The organism is Mucilaginibacter lappiensis (assembly GCF_050433765.1).
Taxonomy (GTDB): Bacteria; Bacteroidota; Bacteroidia; order Sphingobacteriales; family Sphingobacteriaceae; genus Mucilaginibacter; species Mucilaginibacter lappiensis_A.
In genome coordinates, this window is record NZ_JBNPWP010000016.1 from 53,286 (window position 1) to 71,821 (window position 18,536).

The 18,536-nt window shown below is 39.6% G+C and carries 12 protein-coding genes; 6 read left to right on the top strand and 6 right to left on the bottom strand.

Going from position 1 to position 18,536, the window contains the following annotated elements:
• Positions 1–33 precede the first annotated feature (33 nt).
• The 3 genes from glgX to treY are packed head-to-tail and all read left to right on the top strand — an operon-like array spanning position 34 to position 6,677.
• Positions 34–2,184 (top strand): glycogen debranching protein GlgX, encoded by a 2,151-nt coding sequence (gene glgX / locus M2273_RS29885; RefSeq protein ID WP_429401919.1) that lies wholly within the window; start codon positions 34–36, stop codon positions 2,182–2,184.
• Entirely contained in the window at positions 2,162–3,997 is a 1,836-nt protein-coding gene (treZ, locus tag M2273_RS29890) for a malto-oligosyltrehalose trehalohydrolase (protein WP_429401921.1), read from the top strand. Before glgX ends, treZ begins: the two co-directional genes overlap by 23 nt.
• The gene (gene treY, locus M2273_RS29895) at positions 3,990–6,677 is read left to right on the top strand and encodes a malto-oligosyltrehalose synthase (RefSeq protein WP_429401923.1); all 2,688 of its coding nucleotides are present in this window, start codon (positions 3,990–3,992) and stop codon (positions 6,675–6,677) included. Before treZ ends, treY begins: the two co-directional genes overlap by 8 nt.
• A gap of 265 nt (positions 6,678–6,942) precedes the next feature.
• On the opposite strand, the gene M2273_RS29900 is transcribed toward treY, so the two are convergent.
• On the bottom strand, positions 6,943–7,560 hold the full coding sequence (locus M2273_RS29900; protein WP_429401925.1) for a TetR/AcrR family transcriptional regulator: 618 nt from the start codon (positions 7,558–7,560) through the stop codon (positions 6,943–6,945).
• A 171-nt stretch (positions 7,561–7,731) separates the two neighbouring features.
• Between M2273_RS29900 and M2273_RS29905 the strand changes: the two genes are divergently transcribed.
• Positions 7,732–8,847, top strand: a complete 1,116-nt coding sequence (locus M2273_RS29905) for a mechanosensitive ion channel family protein (protein ID WP_429401927.1) — start codon at positions 7,732–7,734, stop codon at positions 8,845–8,847.
• Here M2273_RS29905 and M2273_RS29910 read toward each other — a convergent pair.
• The gene (locus M2273_RS29910; RefSeq protein ID WP_429401929.1) at positions 8,844–9,329 is read right to left on the bottom strand and encodes a DUF4126 family protein; all 486 of its coding nucleotides are present in this window, start codon (positions 9,327–9,329) and stop codon (positions 8,844–8,846) included. The genes M2273_RS29905 and M2273_RS29910 overlap by 4 nt on opposite strands.
• 113 nt (positions 9,330–9,442) lie before the next feature.
• Between M2273_RS29910 and M2273_RS29915 the strand changes: the two genes are divergently transcribed.
• Entirely contained in the window at positions 9,443–9,988 is a 546-nt protein-coding gene (locus M2273_RS29915) for a hypothetical protein (RefSeq protein WP_429401930.1), read from the top strand.
• Between the two features lie 66 nt (positions 9,989–10,054).
• On the opposite strand, the gene M2273_RS29920 is transcribed toward M2273_RS29915, so the two are convergent.
• The 4 genes from M2273_RS29920 to M2273_RS29935 all read right to left on the bottom strand — a co-directional run bounded on the left by M2273_RS29920 (position 10,055) and on the right by M2273_RS29935 (position 16,709).
• A complete protein-coding gene (locus M2273_RS29920; RefSeq protein ID WP_429401932.1) occupies positions 10,055–13,492 on the bottom strand; it encodes an efflux RND transporter permease subunit in 3,438 nt (1,145 codons plus the stop codon).
• Between the two features lie 24 nt (positions 13,493–13,516).
• Entirely contained in the window at positions 13,517–14,623 is a 1,107-nt protein-coding gene (locus tag M2273_RS29925; RefSeq protein ID WP_429401934.1) for an efflux RND transporter periplasmic adaptor subunit, read from the bottom strand.
• 31 nt (positions 14,624–14,654) lie between these two features.
• A complete protein-coding gene (locus tag M2273_RS29930; RefSeq protein WP_429401936.1) occupies positions 14,655–16,004 on the bottom strand; it encodes a TolC family protein in 1,350 nt (449 codons plus the stop codon).
• A 93-nt stretch (positions 16,005–16,097) separates the two neighbouring features.
• Positions 16,098–16,709: a TetR/AcrR family transcriptional regulator gene (locus M2273_RS29935; RefSeq protein ID WP_429401938.1), complete on the bottom strand. Its 612-nt coding sequence runs from the start codon at positions 16,707–16,709 to the stop codon at positions 16,098–16,100.
• Between the two features lie 254 nt (positions 16,710–16,963).
• On the opposite strand from M2273_RS29935, the gene purB reads away from it, so the two are divergent.
• Complete coding sequence (gene purB / locus M2273_RS29940) at positions 16,964–18,307, top strand: adenylosuccinate lyase (protein WP_429401940.1); 1,344 nt, start codon at positions 16,964–16,966, stop codon at positions 18,305–18,307.
• Positions 18,308–18,536 lie beyond the last annotated feature (229 nt).

Consider the following 18,536-nt stretch of genomic DNA (forward strand, 5'->3'; position numbering starts at 1 on the left):
TTTAGTAACAATAAATAAACTACCTGAACATTTATGAAAATAATAACATACCCCGGCAATCCATTTCCACTTGGCGCAAGCTGGGATGGTAATGGGGTTAACTTTACGCTTTATTCAGAAAATGCAACAGGTGTTGATCTTTGCCTGTTTACTACAGTGAATGATGAAATAGAATCATCGAGAATTCAGATCACCGAATTTTCTGACTTGATATGGCACATATACATACCCGGCTTAAAACCCGGACAATTATATGGATACCGGGTGCATGGCCCCTATGAGCCAGAGAACGGTCATCGTTTTAACCCCAACAAACTATTGATAGATCCTTATGCAAAGGCTATTGCAGGCACAATTGATTGGGATGATTCCTTATTTGGATATGAAGTAGGCAGCCCTGATGAAGATCTGAGCTTTAGCGAAACGGATAATGCGGCATTTGTCCCCAAGTCGGTTGTTATTGATCATAACTTTGATTGGGAGGACGATAAAAGTCCCAACATAGCCTATTATAATTCGGTGATCTATGAAGCTCATGTAAAAGGGCTCACCAAACTTCACCCTGAAATACCTGAAGATATCAGGGGTACGTACGCGGCTATAGCACATCCCGTTACTATTGCTTATTTAAAAGATCTGGGTATTACCGCTATTGAATTAATGCCGGTTCATGATTTTCTTACAGACAGGCATCTTGTAGAAAAAGGCCTCACCAATTACTGGGGCTATAATACCATTGGTTTTTTTGCACCAGATGCCCGCTATGCATCCTGCAGTGTACTTGGCGAACAGGTTATTGAATTTAAAAACATGGTTAAGGAGTTGCATAAAGCCGGGATTGAGGTAATTCTTGATGTGGTGTATAATCATACCGGCGAAGGCAACCAAATGGGTCCTACTTTATCTTTCAAGGGTATTGACAATGCTTCATACTATCGCCTCAAAGATGATGATAAGAGGTATTACATGGATTATACAGGTACGGGTAATACCCTGAACGCAAATTTACCCAATGTGCTGCGCCTCATGATGGATAGCCTGCGGTATTGGATCGTGGATATGCATATTGACGGCTTCCGTTTTGATCTTGCCGCCACGCTGGCCCGTGAACTGCATGAAGTTAACCGTCTGAGCGCCTTTTTTGATATCATTCACCAGGACCCTATCATATCCCGGGTAAAATTAATAGCCGAGCCCTGGGATCTGGGCGAAGGCGGTTACCAGGTGGGTAAGTTTCCATCGGGGTGGGCAGAATGGAACGGTAAATACCGTGATAGTATACGTGATTACTGGAGTGGAAGTGAAAGTACACTGGCAGAATTTGCCGACCGCATAACCGGAAGCTCTGACCTGTACAAATCATACCGCAGGCCTACAGCCAGCATCAATTTTATCACCGCGCATGATGGCTTTACTTTGAACGATCTGGTATCATACAATGAAAAGCATAACGAAGCCAATGGTGAGGATAATAATGATGGTGAAAACTATAACCGTTCATGGAATTGCGGTGTGGAAGGCCCTACAGATGATGAAGTTATCAATAAGCTGCGTGAGAAACAGAAAAAGAATTTTTTAACTACGCTTTTCCTTTCGCAAGGTGTACCCATGTTGGTTGCTGGTGATGAAATGAGCCGCACACAGGGAGGGAATAATAACTCCTACTGCCAGGACAATGAAATTTCATGGATAAACTGGAAAACAATGGATAAGGAGCTGCAGGCTTTTACACGTAAATTGATCAGTTTGCGGAGAGATCACGCCGCTTTTTCAAGGAAAAACTGGTTTAAGGGCGAGCCTGTAAAAAGTAATGGCATTGCTGATATAGCCTGGTTTTTACCCAACGGTTCTGAAATGACCGATGATAACTGGAGTCATGATTTTGCCAAATCGGTAGCTGTTTTTTTAAATGGTTTAGGCCTCCATAGCGTTAATGCCGAAGGTAATAAAGTAGTTGATGATAGTTTCTACATTATTTTTAACGCGCATGATGAACCATTAAGTTACAAATTACCCAAAATTGAATATGCCAAGGATTGGGAACTACTGATAGATACCGGTAAAGAGCAAATAGATGAAAATACCTGCAAATATAGCGCTGAATCTATCATACAGGTAGCGGGGAGATCGGTTATATTACTTAAACACCAATTGGTATATAATGGCGGCACTAAACATCAATAACAGATCAATAGGTGTTAACTTTAATATTTCGGGACTTGCTGAGGTAAAGTTGTGGGCACCAAATGCCGGCAAGGTTTTTATCAAACTTGATAAACAAATGCTTCCTTTAATCAGGGAAAAGCACGGCTATTGGACATTAACCACCGGTGAGATTAAACCTAATGACCAATATTGGTTTGATGTAGATGACAAACAACTATCTGACCCGGCATCACTTTTTCAACCGGATGGCGTGCATGGCTCATCAGGAGCATTTGACGTAAACGCTTTTAACTGGACAGATGCCACATGGAAAAACACTCCGCTGGCTGATTATATATTTTACGAACTCCATACCGGTTCATTTACCCGCGATGGCACTTTTAAAGGCATTGAAGAGCAACTTGATTATCTGATTGAACTTGGTATCACCGCGATAGAAATTATGCCCATAGCTCAATTCCCCGGCGAAAGGAACTGGGGATATGATGGTGTTTTTCCTTTCGCGGTGCAAAACAGCTACGGAGGACCACGGGGTTTACAGCATTTGATCAATAGCTGCCACAATAAAGGACTGGCTGTAGTTTTAGATGTGGTATATAACCACATGGGCCCTGAGGGTAATTACTTTAGTCAATTCGGGCCTTACTTTACCGATAAATACCCCACACCCTGGGGCAGGGCTATCAATTTTGACGATGCCGGCTGCGATGAGGTTCGACGTTATTTTATAGAGAATGTGCTGATGTGGTTCCGTGATTTTCATGTGGACGCCTTGCGGATGGATGCAGTACATGCTATTAAAGATTTTGGCCCAAAACATATTTTGCAGGAGATCAGCGGGAAGGTAGCCGAACTGACGCAGGCATCCGGAAAAACTCATTATCTTATTGCGGAATGTGATCTGAATGACACCCGGTTCATTAGCCCCGTAAATTGCTGTGGATACGGCATGGATGCACAATGGATCGACGAATTTCACCATGCCCTGCGTGTAACAGCAGGCGGCGAAAGAAATGGATATTATACAGATTTTAATGGCATAGCCGATCTGGCAAACTCCTATGAAAATGCCTATGTATATCACGGCCAATATTCTGAGCAACGACAAAAAACATTTGGCACCAGTACTGATGATGTAAATGGCAGGCAGTTCGTGGTGTTTTCGCAAAATCATGACCAGGTTGGTAACCGGATGCTGGGCGAGCGTTCAAGCCATTTGTTTAGTTTTGAAATGCAAAAGCTGATGGCAGGAGCCGTAATGATCAGTCCGTTTTTGCCCATGCTATTCATGGGCGAAGAAAGAAGTGAGCCTAACCCGTTCCTGTTTTTTGTAAGCCATACGGATCAAGAGCTGATCAAGGCTGTAAGAAAAGGACGCAAAGCTGAATTTGCAGATTTCCATGCTCACGGTGAAGCTCCTGACCCGCAGGCAATAGAAACCTTTGAACACTCCAAACTAAACTGGGATATACTTGACCAGGAACCCCACCAAACCATGCTGAGGTATTACAAAGCCCTGATCGGATTACGGAAGCATCAACCAGCTCTAAAAAGTCCCAATCGTAAAAACATGAGCGTTGAAGTAGATACAGCCAGCAATACATTGATTTTACAACGATGGACTGACGAGCAGAGCGTAATTTGTTTGTTGAATTTCGCCAATATCAATCAAAATGTGATGATACCTGAAGGCGTAGATCAATGGCAAAAACTATTTGACTCTGCCGGGCCGGGATGGAATGGACCTGTTTCATCACCGCAAATAATCAGTACAGGTGTAATGGCAATACCTCCGGAGTCTATCCTGATATATACCCAATATTATGCATAACCCCGTTGCTATCTACCGGATACAGTTTAATAAAGATTTTACTTTTAAAGATCTTGAGCACATTATACCGTACCTGCATCAATTAGGGGTTAGCACTATATATGCCTCTCCTATTTTTGAAGCCACGCCTGGCAGCACCCATGGTTATGATGTAGTTAACCCTTTACACATTAATCCTGAGATAGGAACTTTGAAGCAACTGGAAAATATCAGCAAAACCCTCAAAAAATTGAACATTGGCTGGTTACAGGATATTGTACCAAACCACATGGCTTTCCACCAAAACAATAGCTGGTTAATGGATGTGCTGGAGAAAGGCAAGCGTTCAGCATACGTTGATTTTTTTGACATTATATGGTCGGCACAAGTGTACCACAGCAGGGTGATGGTTCCTCTTTTAGGTTTGCCGTTTGAGGATGCGTTAAATGACGGGCAAATCAAAATAGCGTTCAGGGATGGTCAGTTTGTATTTACCTATGCAGATCAATATTATCCTTTAAATCTGCACGCCTATATTTCCATACTGCAAACTGTAACCGAAGATAAGCTCGAAACTATCCATCTGTTAATTGAAGAAGCAAAGGAGTTACAACAAAGTGATGATGATAAAACATACAACATCCGCTTTACCGAATTAAAACAGCAGCTTAAATCCCTGTATCAACAACTGCCAACTAAAAAATATTTAAAAAACTGCGTTGAGCGGATTAACAAGCAGCCAACTCTATTGCAGCAGTTATCAGACGAACAGTATTATCAATTATGTTATTGGCAGGAAACCGAAAAGCAAATTAATTATCGTCGTTTTTTTACTGTCAACGGGCTCATTTGCCTCAACATGCAAAACCCTGCAGTATTTGATAAATGCCACGAACTTGTTAAAACGTTATTGGATAAGGACATTATTCAGGGCCTACGTTTAGATCATATTGATGGGCTTTATGACCCAACTGTTTACCTTGAACGTTTGCGTAAATTAACAGGTAACGAAACTTACATCGTGGTTGAAAAAATACTGGAAGATGGAGAAGGTTTCCCCAAAAACTGGCCGGTGCAAGGTAATACCGGTTATGATTTTCTGGCTGTTGTAAACAATCTGTTTACGCAAGCAGAAAGCAAAAAGCAGTTTGCTGATTTCTACAGGAATTTTAATGCCGATAAATCATCCATTACTCAATCTATATTAAACAAAAAGTCGCTGATACTGTATGAGCACATGGCGGGGGAACTTGAAAATCTTTACCAGCTTTTTTACGACCTGGAACTGGCCGGTACCATTAAAATAAAACCCGATCAAATTAAAACTGTAATTGCTGAGTTTTTGATCAGGTGCCCGGTTTACAGGTATTATGGCAACAGCTTTCCTTTGCCCCAGGCCGAACAAGAAGCAATACAATATATATTTAAAGGAATAAGGGAAGCTAAACCTGAATTAAAGAAAACAGTTGCGCTGTTTGAGGATATCTTTTTTAAAAATGCCCCATCATCTGATTATGCACCAAAGGCACTAAATTTCTACCTGCGCTGTATGCAGTTTACAGGCCCGCTAATGGCCAAAGGTGTTGAAGATACCCTAATGTATACTTACGATCGTTTTATTGGCCATAATGAGGTTGGCGATACGCCACTCACCTTTGGGCTATCGGCAGATGAATTCCATAATTACATGGTTACCCGGCAACAGCAATGGCCATTATCCATTAATGCTACAGCTACCCATGATACTAAACGCGGCGAAGGTGTGAGGGCCAGACTTAATGTACTAACTGATATTGCAGATGATTGGCTGAATATGGTTACACACTGGCAAAAGGTTAACAGCAAATACAAAACAAATAAAGTACCCGATGCCAACGATGAATACCTGATTTATCAAAGTATAGCAGGCAGTTACCCAATGCCCGGCGAGGATGGGGATGATTTTCATACCCGCATGGAAGAATACCTGATAAAGGGATTGCGTGAGGCCAAGCTGCATACACAATGGGCCGAGCCGAATGAACTCTATGAAGCAAGCTGCAAAAAGTTCGTGGATGCCATAATACAGCCCGAAAGTACCTTTATGAAAAGCTTTCGGCAGCTTCAAATAAAAATTGCCGACTATGGCATTATCAATTCGCTGGCACAAACAGTTTTAAAATTTACCTGCCCCGGTGTTCCTGACGTTTACCAGGGCTGCGAGTTTTGGGATCTGAGCATGGTTGATCCTGATAACCGCCGTCCGGTTGATTATGAGGCAAGAGCGCATAATTTAAAGGAATTGATGGCCTCAAAAACATCAATTGACCGGCTTTGGACAAGTCGTTACAATGCCGGCATCAAACTTTGGCTTACACAGCTTTTATTTAATGAGCGCAAAATTGATACGGAAACATTTAAAAACGGCATCTATATACCACTTAAGGTTAATGGTAAATACAAGGGTAATGTATTGGCTTATGCCCGCCAAAATGATAATAACTGGTACATTATAGCTATACCGCTGCATTTAGGACAAATAAATGCTGGCAGCAACCATCCCGGCGATATTGATTGGGAAAATACTCAGATCATTTTGCCTGAGCATACGCCCATAAAATGGGATAATTTATTAAGCGGTAAACCATCCGCCTATACTGATCATATCACTGTTGATTCCATTTTCAAAGCATTTCCGCTGGCCTTGCTAAAATGTACCTGATTAATCCTGATAAATTTCCAATTAGTTTTGACGGCATAATTTTAAGCATAAAAAAAGCAGAATGGATATGCTCCATTCTGCTAAATCACTCTAAAACAATCACCTCTTATTAAATAGGAAGTTTCTTTGAATAACATCTAACGCAATAAAACCACATTTAGAAATTATTTACCAGAACAAAGGTATCTAATAATATTCGGCGTATGCCTGACTATCAATCTTTTGACCAATAACTGACAGTAAATCAATTTTGAGATCCTAATACTTAATACATCAATCCCTTGATAAAAATATCGATCAGTAATAGTTTTTTGGTGTGTATTTCTTCTAAATGTTCTTTACGCGGAAAGCTTGTTTTCTTTTGCGACACCGCGCCAACTCTTATACCGTGTAAGGCATCAAGCAGCAGGTCAACAATCTCACCGGGATTATCTATTGGTTTAATAGTGCCGCGCTCAATTTCGGTTTTTATCGCATTGCTTAATAAATTCAATTCCGACAAATGAACCTGGCCAACAATTTCCCATATGGAATCAGGAAGGTTTTGTTCATTAAGCCTGAAAAAATCAAAGAAATTATAGTTACTTACAATAAAGTCATGATTTGTATTGATCTGGAAAACAAAGGCTTCTTTAAGATTTGTAAAAGTATCTATTTTATCTTCTAAAATTTTTAAGTAATCATTTGATAGCTTACGCATCACTGCAATATACAACTGACTTTTATCAGGAAAGTAATAATACAGCAAAGCTTTTGACATTGACAGATCGCCGGCAATTTCATTCATGGTGGTTTTTGAATAACCATAATGTAAAAACCGCTGATAAGAAGCTTCTAAAATTTTCTCTCTTTTTATATCCTGATGGTCATTGCCTGCAGCCATTTGCTATATGAATTATATAAAATAGTGTAAGTCAAATTAAATTCCTGACTTTTTTAACAAAATTATCAAAAGTTCTGTAAATATATGTATCAACACCTAACACATTAGCAATTGCTAAAACAATTTTACATTCCTACTATTTTTAGATTAGATTTATATAACATATATACTATGAATACAGAAAATAGGTTGCCTCCTGATCTGCTCGAATTTTCACAGCGTATCCCATCTATTGTTTGGGATCTTATAATTGCCCTGATTGCTATACTGGTTGGGCTTATTATAAAATTTATAGTTACCCACCTGTTTAAATTTTATGCGAAAAAAGAAACCTCCTACTCCTTCTTCAGGTCAATAATAGTTAATCTGGGCACAGCCATTACCTATTTTATCCCGTTGTTCCTGCTTAACCTGTTTTTACCCTTTATGCGGATGGACAATGCATTCATAGCACCACTGGATAAAACCGTTGAAATTTTGTTAACCATTTCATTTGCCGGCATCCTGGTACGCTCTGTAAGAATACTGGAAGACTATATTTATCACGCTTACGACCTGAACAAGGCAGATAATCTTTTGGAACGTAAAATACGCACGCAGATTCAGTTTATGCGCAAGCTTTTAGTGGTGATCATTGTTTTTGTAACCATAGCCATTATTTTGCTGAGTTTTGAAAGTATGCGTAAAATTGGAACCGGACTGTTAACCGGTGTAGGTATTGGTGGCATCATTGTTGGTTTTGCCGCTCAAAACTCGCTGGGAAATTTGCTTGCCGGTTTCCAGATAGCATTTACACAACCTATACGTATTGATGATGTACTGGTAGTTGAAGGTGAATGGGGCCGGGTTGAAGAAATCACCTTAACCTATGTAGTATTAAGGATCTGGGATCAGCGAAGGCTCATTTTACCTATAAATTATTTTATACAAAAACCATTTCAAAATTGGACGCGCAGTTCGGCAGATATATTAGGAACTGTATTTTTATATATGGATTATTCCATACCCCTTGACGAGATCAGGAAAGAATTTGACCGCCTGATAGTAAAATCGCCACTATGGGATAAAAAAGTGAGCATTATTCAGGTAACCGATAGTAAGGAAAACGCCATAGAGATCCGTGTACTGATGAGCGCCAGCAACTCGTCAGATGCGTTTGACCTGCGTTGTTACATTCGCGAAAACCTGATCACTTATATCCAGCAAAATTATCCTGGTAGTCTCCCTAAATCAAGAAATGAAATAAAGGATCTGGAAAAATATGTTGTACCTAAAACAGCGGGTTAAGCCAAACGTGATAAACCCATGCCACTACCTATTACAAGGGCATCTTCAATGGCGCCAATTACAGGGTCAATTATATGGCTGCTTTTAACAGCACTTTTGCGCAAAAAGTAACTACCAAAGGTTGATGCAAATGCTGCCCCGCCCCCTATTAACGCACCTGTTATGGCTTTACCACCTATTGCTTTATAAATACTTGCTCCGGCCAGCGCGCCCGACAGTACACGTGCTGCCAGCACCGCGGGCTTAATACGGTTAGGTGTTGATGGTAATTTATCAGCCACCAGCTCGCTCAAGGCAACAAGTTTCAGCACTTTGGCCACATTGGCCGATTGCATAAATCTTAAAGGAGAATGCTCCAGGTTTTTTGAGTGATGATGGCTCAATATATGGCTGGTAATAACAGGCGCCGATGTTGATCGCATACCTGCCAAAGTACCGAGGCTAATAACTTGCCAAAACGGCTTTGATATTTTTAAATGCATAGTTGTTCTATTTGTTAATAGTAGAACCCCAGAAGGGCAATTTATGTTCTAATTAAAAACATAAATCAATAAGCAACTTACATTGTTGTAAATAGTACATCAAAACTAAAACTATGAAACTACATGAAAACAATGCCTTGGGCGAGTTGGGTGGAGCAATAGGTAAAGGATTGCTTGCGGGGTTGGTGGCCACGGCTGCCATAACTATATCTCAGATAATAGAAATGAAGATAACCAAACGTGAACCGAGTGAAGCACCGCTTAAAGTCGCGGAAAAAACAGCCGGTTTAAAACCCGCGAGCTCGGATGACAAACAAAAACTTTCGCAGGAGATACACTGGTCATACGGAACTGTATGGGGTGTAACCCGTGGATTAATTTCACTAACCGGACTAAAAGGCATACCTGCAACGCTGATTCATTTTGGAGCAATCTGGGGTACAGCTATGGTTATCTTACCTAAATTTAAAGCTGCCCCTCCCATTTATAAAGAAGATGCAAAGGCTATTGCTATTGATGGTTTTCATCATGCTGTTTATGCTGTAACGGCAGGCCTGGTATTTGACACGCTTGACGCGGGAAGTAAAAATGAAAAAAGGCTTAACCGGTTAATTAAGAGGCTACACTTAAAAGGATTGATCAGCAGGTTTAAATTCTAATAAACCCTGTAAAACAAAAATAGCCGTGTCCTTACTAAGGACACGGCTATTTTTATGCAGCTTAAGCTATACAGTTTCTGCTTCCAATACTTTTGTATGTTTTTCCTCTTTTTTATTACCAAAAAGCTTTGCTTTTATGTTATAACGGATAATGTACATACATGGAACCAGTATAAGTGTAATAATAGTAGCGAAACCTAAGCCGAAGATCATTGTCCATGCCAATGGGCCCCAGAATGCTACGTTATCGCCACCAAAATGTATGTGCGGGGCAAAGTGGGTGAACATACCTACAAAGTCGATATTAAAACCTATCGCCAATGGTATCAAACCTAAAATAGCCGCTGTAGCTGTTAATAATACCGGGGTCATACGGGTGTGCCCTGCTTCTACCACAGCATCATGCAAATTGGCCCCCTGCTCAATGAGCATATCCGTAAATTCAACCAGCAGTATACCGTTACGTACCACCACACCTGCAAGGGCAATGATACCTATACCTGTCATAACGATAGACATGGTCATGCCGAAAATACTTACACCCAGCAAAACACCTATGATACTGAAGAAGATCTCGCTGATGATAATGAATGTTTTACCTACAGAGTTAAACTGGATCATTAAGATAATCAAGATCAACCCAAATGATGTAGCCAAAGCCCCCAACAGGAAATTCATAGCTTCCATTTGGTCTTCCTGACCACCGCCTTGCCTTATGATCACATTATCCGGCTTTTTAAAGTTATTAATAGCCTGCAAAATATTGGCATTCACCTCATTCGCATTAAACGGTTTTATAACGCTTGAACCTAAAGTAAGCACGCGGCGCTGTTGTTTACGCTTAATGTTACTATAGGTATTGGTATAACGCACATCCGTAAAGGCCGATATAGGTACCTGACGTATGGCACCGCCCGTAGCAAGGTCACGATAGGTTATTTTTATGTTTTTCAGTTCATCAAGATTGCTGCGCTGATTTTCTAATGCACGTACTTTGATCTGATAATCATCTTCCTTGGTATTTCTAAAATCACCTGCCTTTGCACCAAATACTGCCGTGCCCAGAGCCTGGCTTATTTGAGCAGTGCTGATACCTTCACGATTGGCTCTTTCACGGTCAATGTCAAAAACCACCTCGGGTTTATCGCTTTGTACATCGGCAATAAGACCTTCAATACCTGCTATATTTTGTTTGGCAATGTAGTTTTTAAGGCGGTTACCAGTTGCAACCAGCGTGTCAATATTATCCCCTATGATCTCAATACTGATATCTTTTTGTACCGGAGGGCCGCTGTTTTCCTGGGCTACGGCAATTTTTGCTCCTGGTATACCTTGTACCGCTTTACGTATATTGGCTAAAACTACCTTGGTGTCTTTACCATTACGCTTGCCAAACTCTACAAATGCTACGGTTACCTTACCTTTATTTTCATAGTCGCCCTGGTCTTCATCTGTTGGGTCGGTTACCCCTTTGGTAACGTTTGATATCACTGATGATACAATGTCCTTATCAGGCTCAACCACTTCGGCTACACGCTTTTCAACTTTTTTAGTGATCTCATTGGTATAAGCCTGATCGGTACCTATTGGCATGGTTAAATAAACGTAAACAAAGTTTGGATCGCCTGATGGAAAAAATTCAACCTTTGGCGACCGGGCTATCATAAACATAATAGTCAGGATAAACAAAACTATAGTGCCGAATAATATGGTTAACGGCCTGCGCACTGCCTTTTCAAGCAAACCTGCATACCATCTTTGAAAACGCGGCCATGCCTTTTTCTGAAACCTGTCTATTATTTTCAATAAAATAAAATGATTCAACAGGTATAAAAGTATAGCAAGCACCAAAAAGTTGCCCATACCCATTGTCCAGATACCTGCAAAAAACATTGCATAGCTTAATATGGCCAATACTGCCATAACGCCCACGGTTATAGTCGTTTTTCTGTCAAATCGTGGGTTATCATGCTCACCTTCATGGTGCGGTTTCATAAAATCAACCGCGAAAACAGGATTAATAATATAAGCTACCACCAATGATGCCAGTAAGGTTATGATCAGTGTAATAGGCAGGAAGAACATGAAGTGTCCTATCAAACTATTCCAGAATGCCAAAGGAACAAATGGCGCCAAAGTGGTCATAGTTCCTGAAAACACAGGAAGAAATACTTCGCCGGCTGCCATTTTAGCGGCCTGCTTTATCGGCACTTTACCATTGGCAAAAATACGGTGTGTATTTTCAATTACCACAATAGCATCATCAACCACTATACCCAGTGCCAGCAGGAACGAGAACAGCACGATCATATTGAGGGTAAACCCAATGGAAGGCATCACTAAAAATGCTATAAAACACGACAATGGTACAGAAAGCGCTACAAATACAGCATTGGTAGTACCCATAAAAAACATCAGAATAACGGTTACCAGTATAAAGCCGATCACTATGGTATTGATCAAATCATTTAACGTGGTACGTGTTTTATCCGACTGATCTCCTGTTACAACAATATCAAGCCCTTTGGGAAATACTGTTTTTTGTTTCAGTTTTATCAGTTCATTGATCTTATCAGATGCCTCAATAAGGTTTTCTCCCGCTCTTTTACTTACGTTAAGGGTAATTACATTTTTAAAGTTGGGGTTATCGTTGGTCTTTAAACGTGCATAACTCTCCTGCTCTAAAAATGAATCTTTAATCTCGGCAATATCCCTTAAGTAAACTGCTTGTCCTTTAGGATTACGGATAGCCATAGCGGCCACCTCATCTGCATTTTTAAAATCCTTTTTAATATCAATACTGCGGCGTATACCATCAGTTTTAACAGTACCTGCCGATGAAAGGATATTCTCGTCTCCGATTGCCTTAATAATATCATTAAAGCCAATTTGTGTAGCTGCCATTTTATTCAGGTCGACATTTACCTGGATCTCAGGAGTTAAGGCCCCTACTTCATCTACCTTTGAAATTTCTTTGTAACTTTCTATTTCATCTTTTAAAACATCAGCATATTCTTTCAGTTTCTTCAGATCATAATTACCCGAAATATTGATATACAAAATGGGCAAATCAGCAACGTTAATGTCAGATATTACTGATTCCTTCAGGTTATCATCATTTTGGGGCAGATCCTGTTCAGCTTTATCTACCGCATCTTTTACATCAATTTTCGCGTCTTTAATATCAATATTGGCATTAAATTCAGCGGTAATAATAGATACGTTTTGCACCGAGTTTGAGGTAACTTTTTTAAGCCCTTTTAGTGACTTTAATTGTTTCTCTATTTGCCTGGTAACCAGGTTCTCAATGTTTTGCGGCGACTGCCCGGCAAATGTGGTAGTTACAAATACCTTTGATTGTGCAATATCCGGAAAGTTTTCCTTAGGCAGGTTGTTGTAACTGATAAGCCCTAATACGGTAACCAAAAATATGAGCACGTAAATAGCGGTCTTATTTTCAATGGCCCAGCTTGAGGGCCCAAATTCTTTATTCAGATCTTTCATAATTAATAGATCAAACGTTAATAATTAATTAGCAGACTGTAATACTTTTATTTTGTCGCCATCCTCAATTTCAGTGGCACCCTCGGTTACCAGTTGGTCGCCGTTTTTTAATCCTGATAATATTTCTGTATTGCCGGCATAAGTAGTTCCTGATTTAACATTCACCTTTTTGGCAGTTCCGTTTTGATTAAGATACACATAATCGCCCGTTTCTGATTTTAAAATAGCCTTAACCGGCACTACTACCGTGTTTGCCTTGGTGTAATTAGCTATTTGAATAATGGCCGTCATGTTAGGGCGAAGGGTTTTACGTATGGGTAATTTTATTTCGACACCAAAGCTGCGCGATGTTGGATCAATGGCCTTTGCTGCAAAAGTTACTTTGGTAATTAATGAATCCTGTGCATCAGGCACTAATATTTTCACCTCGTTACCTGTATTTACACTGCCTGCATAAGATTCAGGCACATCGGCTTTAACTTTTAAAACATCAGCATTCACCACACGGATACCTGTTTGGCCCGGTGAGGCAGCCTGGCCTAATTTAAGGTCCATCTGATCAACAGTTCCATTAATAGGAGATACAATGCGATACTGGCTTGCCTGCTGTTTTAACGCAGCCAATGCTTTTTTACTGCTTTGCAGCGTTGTTTGTGCCTGCAAAAATTGTACCTCAGTACCTATTTTTTGATCCCAAAGATTTTTTTGGCGATTGAACAATGTTTGGTTTAAACTAACCTGTGATTCATTTTGTGCTATATTTTGCAGCAATACGTTATTATCAAGTTGAGCCAGCGTTTGGCCTTTACTTACGTGCTGCCCAACTTTTACATACAGGCCGGTTATTATAGCCTGAGCCTGCGGATAAGCAGTTACGTTATCCTGCGCGTCAATTTTACCCTGTATCTGAACATAATTGGTAAACTGGGTTGGTTTAATAGCAATTGTGCTTACATCCGTAGTTTTAGATGAATCTTTTGAACCTACTTCGGCCTGTAATTTGGTGATCTTTGAATTTAGATCAGCCTGTTGTTTTTTCAGGTCAGCAAGCTCGGCTGTTTTATCCTTAGGTTGTTTACTTGAGCAAGCCGCAAAAAAAATGAAAGCGGGTATGTATAGTAGTTTTTTCATGTCTTTTTTATATAGTGGGTTTAGTAAATGTTTATTTAATGCGGCCATATGCCTTATCCAGATCAACCTTGCTTATTAAAGCATCGTAAAGTCCTTGTATATATTTATCATTTGCGTCATCAAGCGATGTTTGCGCTTGCGTTACTTCAATGCTTGAGCCAACTCCCTGCTGATATTTTATTTTAGAAACACGTAGCACTTCTTCTGCTAATTCCCTGTTTCTTTTTTGGTTATTCAAACTTTGCAGTCCATTAATATAGGTTACATTAGCTCTGTTGGCCTCCAGTTTTAGTCCGTTCTTTGAATTCTCTAAATCATTTTGCGATTTTAAAACCGCGATTTTAGATTGCCGTACCTGGTTTAAACGCTGCCATCCATTAAATATGGGGATGTTTAAAGTAAGCCCAACGTAGCTTGAAGGAAAGTTCATTTTGTACAAATTACCAAAACTGTTATTCTGGTAAGATGAGGTATAAGTTGCATTGGCCTTCAGCGTTGGTAAGTATTGTGATTTTTGACGCTTTAAATCAAGTTTTTTAAGTTCAATACCTGTTTCGGCTAAATTGTATTCAATGCGGTTGTGATAAAATGAAGTATCAGCTGCAAGATCAGCGGTATCATCCAGTTTAATATCTTCCAGCTTATCTTTTAAGGAAAGATTATTCTCAATGGGCATTCCCATCTGGAATTTTAAAACCTGATAATTTAATGCAAGAGACCGAATTGTATTTTCGCGGCTGGTCACTAAATTATTGTATTGAACCGAGATCCGGTCAACATCAATTTTCTCAACAACTCCCTGTTTATTTTGCGCTACGGTTTCATCAAACTGCTGTTTTAATTGTTTGATATTGGCGTTCACCAATCTTAATTGTTCGTTACTAACTAAAACCTGATAGTAAGCTTTAGTTACGCTAACATTAACCTGAATTTGTGTACGGGTATGATTTCTGATAGAAAGCTCTTTATAAGTTTTGGATGCTTTTAAGCCTACGAGGTAACTACCGTCAAACAGAATTTGGTCTGCAGTTGCACCAACACTTGATTGGTATTTAACCCCAAACTGTACAGGTATAAAAGTTCCTGCAGGCTGGCCAAATATTTCTCCGGGCAATAAAGTTGTAGGTATTTTTAAATAATCCTGAAATGTGGCTGTTCCACTTACCTGGGGTAGTCCAATACCGGTTGTTTCTTTAACCTTGTATTCAGCGCTTTTTATATCAAGCTTAGCATTTATAACCGAGTCCTGATGCTCATAAGCGTAGTTTATGCATTCCTGAACGCTAAAATTATATGTTTGGTTATTAGGTGGCGCATCCTGCGCATAGCTTTTAAAGGCTAAGGCACAAAACACTGTTGCCGTAAAAAGTAGATATTTCATTTTATATATTGTGGTTGGGTTATTAATCAATTATCTATGATGCCGATTCAAATGTCATATACGGTAATGACAGCCCTATGTCAGCAGTGTTTTTTATTCATCATGTATGTTTTTATAATGGTTTAAAAGCTTGTAACCTTTAAGTGTGCAAATGCCATAGTTAAAGTGATCTAAAAACTGTATCTGCACTTTCCAGGTATTAAACTCCGCTACCGGGAAAATTTCAGTATTAAAACCAAGTTCAATTTGGCTCACCCTCATCCTTGCAATTATCCTTACGTCAATATCTGTCCTAATGTAACCTTGCTTCATACCTTTTGTTAAAAGCTCTTCCAGTGTACTGATCAGGATCTCAGCTTTAAACTTCTGAAACTCCGCCCAGGCTTCAGGGTGATATTTTTGCATATCATGCATTACTATCGGGTTTATCCTTGAAAATACATCTTCAGAGCATTTCATCATATTGATCATTTCCTCAATCACATTTTCTGATTTGCTGATAATATCATTTATTTGATTTTCATCATCTTTCAGTTTCTTTTTAACCAATGAGGTAACCAGTTCGTTCTTATCCTTAAAAAACTGGTAAATGGTTTTTTTCGACATACCAATATGTTTGGCTATATCATCCATTGTTATGCTCTTGATACCTGCTCTTAAAAACAGATCTTCGCTACCTTGTATTATTCTCTCTATTTGACTCATTGACTTTCCGGGTCAAAACTAAGGAAACATTTTTTGATTTCAAAGTTTCCAATTGAAATTACATTTACAAGACAAAGGTCATTAAATTTGGAGGTATACAGATGATTATCAATGTTGTTATATTTTTTACTATAACTATTGACCTTTTGAAAATTGGACATCTAACTTAAAGAATTTCAATTTTCATATTTGAATATCAGCACATCTGTGATCCGCACATCTAATTTCTTACCTTTGCAAAAATTTAAAAGAACATGATGCTTACTTCTCTTTCAGCAATTTCACCAATTGATGGTCGCTATCGCAATACAACTGCTGAACTTGCTAACTATTTTTCTGAATACGCACTTATCAAATACCGTGTGTTTGTGGAGATAGAATATTTTATCGCTTTAGTTGAATATCCTTTGCCCCAACTGCAACAGTTTGATAAAACTCTATCAGAAAAGTTACGCGACATCTACAGAAATTTTAGTGAAGCTGATGCTGAAAGCATAAAAGAGATTGAAAAAACAACCAATCATGATGTAAAAGCGGTGGAGTATTTCATCAAAAAAGAGTTTGATAAATTAAGCCTCGAACCCTTTAAAGAGTTCATCCATTTTGGACTTACATCGCAGGATATTAACAATACAGCTATCCCCTACACTTTTAAACTTGCCATAAATAATAGCTACTATCCAGCTATAAATGAATTAGTTAACACATTAAAAAACTATGCCCGGGAGTGGGATCAGATACCTATGCTGGCACATACACATGGGCAACCTGCTTCGCCAACGCGCCTGGGTAAAGAGATACAGGTTTTTGTTGAACGTTTGGAAGGTCAGCTGCAGCAATTAAAGTCGGTATCTTATTCGGCCAAGTTTGGTGGTGCTACCGGCAATTTCAACGCGCACCATATTGCTTATCCGGGTAAGGATTGGAAAGCCTTCGGTAATCACTTTGTAAATGATGTATTGGGTTTAAGCCGTTCGCAGTTTACCACTCAAATTGAACATTATGATAATTTTGCCGCTCAATGTGATGCATTGAAAAGGATAAACAATATCCTGATTGATCTGGACCGCGATATGTGGACCTACATATCCATGAACTATTTTAAGCAAAAAATAAAAGCCGGCGAAGTAGGTTCATCAGCTATGCCGCACAAGGTTAATCCGATTGATTTTGAAAACTCGGAAGGTAACCTGGGCATTGCTAATGCTTTATTTGAGCACCTTGCCGCCAAGCTCCCTATATCCAGATTGCAACGCGATCTTACTGATTCGACCGTTTTAAGAAATATTGGTGTTCCGGTTGCTCATACCCTGATTGCCATAAAATCAACCGTAAAAGGTTTAAATAAGCTATTGCTGAATAAAGAGGCTATTAGTGCAGATCTGGAAGCCAATTGGCCAGTTGTTGCCGAGGCTATCCAAACCATATTAAGACGCGAAGGCTATCCTAACCCTTATGAAGCGTTAAAAGACCTGACACGTACCAACCAACAAATTAACGGACATACAATAGCAGCCTTTGTTGATACGTTAGATATAAGTGATGCTATTAAACAGGAACTAAAGCAAATTACCCCGTTAAATTATACGGGTATTTGATGAATGTACAGGTGAAACATTATGTTATTGCGGGGAAGGAAGCAATTAGCCCCACCCAACCCTCCCCGGAAGGGAGGGCTCAAAAATAAATGTCTTCCCTACCGGGGAGATTTAGAGTGGGCTGCACTCGCAATTGTAAAGGTCAGATAATTCGAGGACAAGAATAGCTAAATTAAGAGCTATGCGCATCAACACGAACGACCTCACCCTGAAACGGAATTACTTGCAG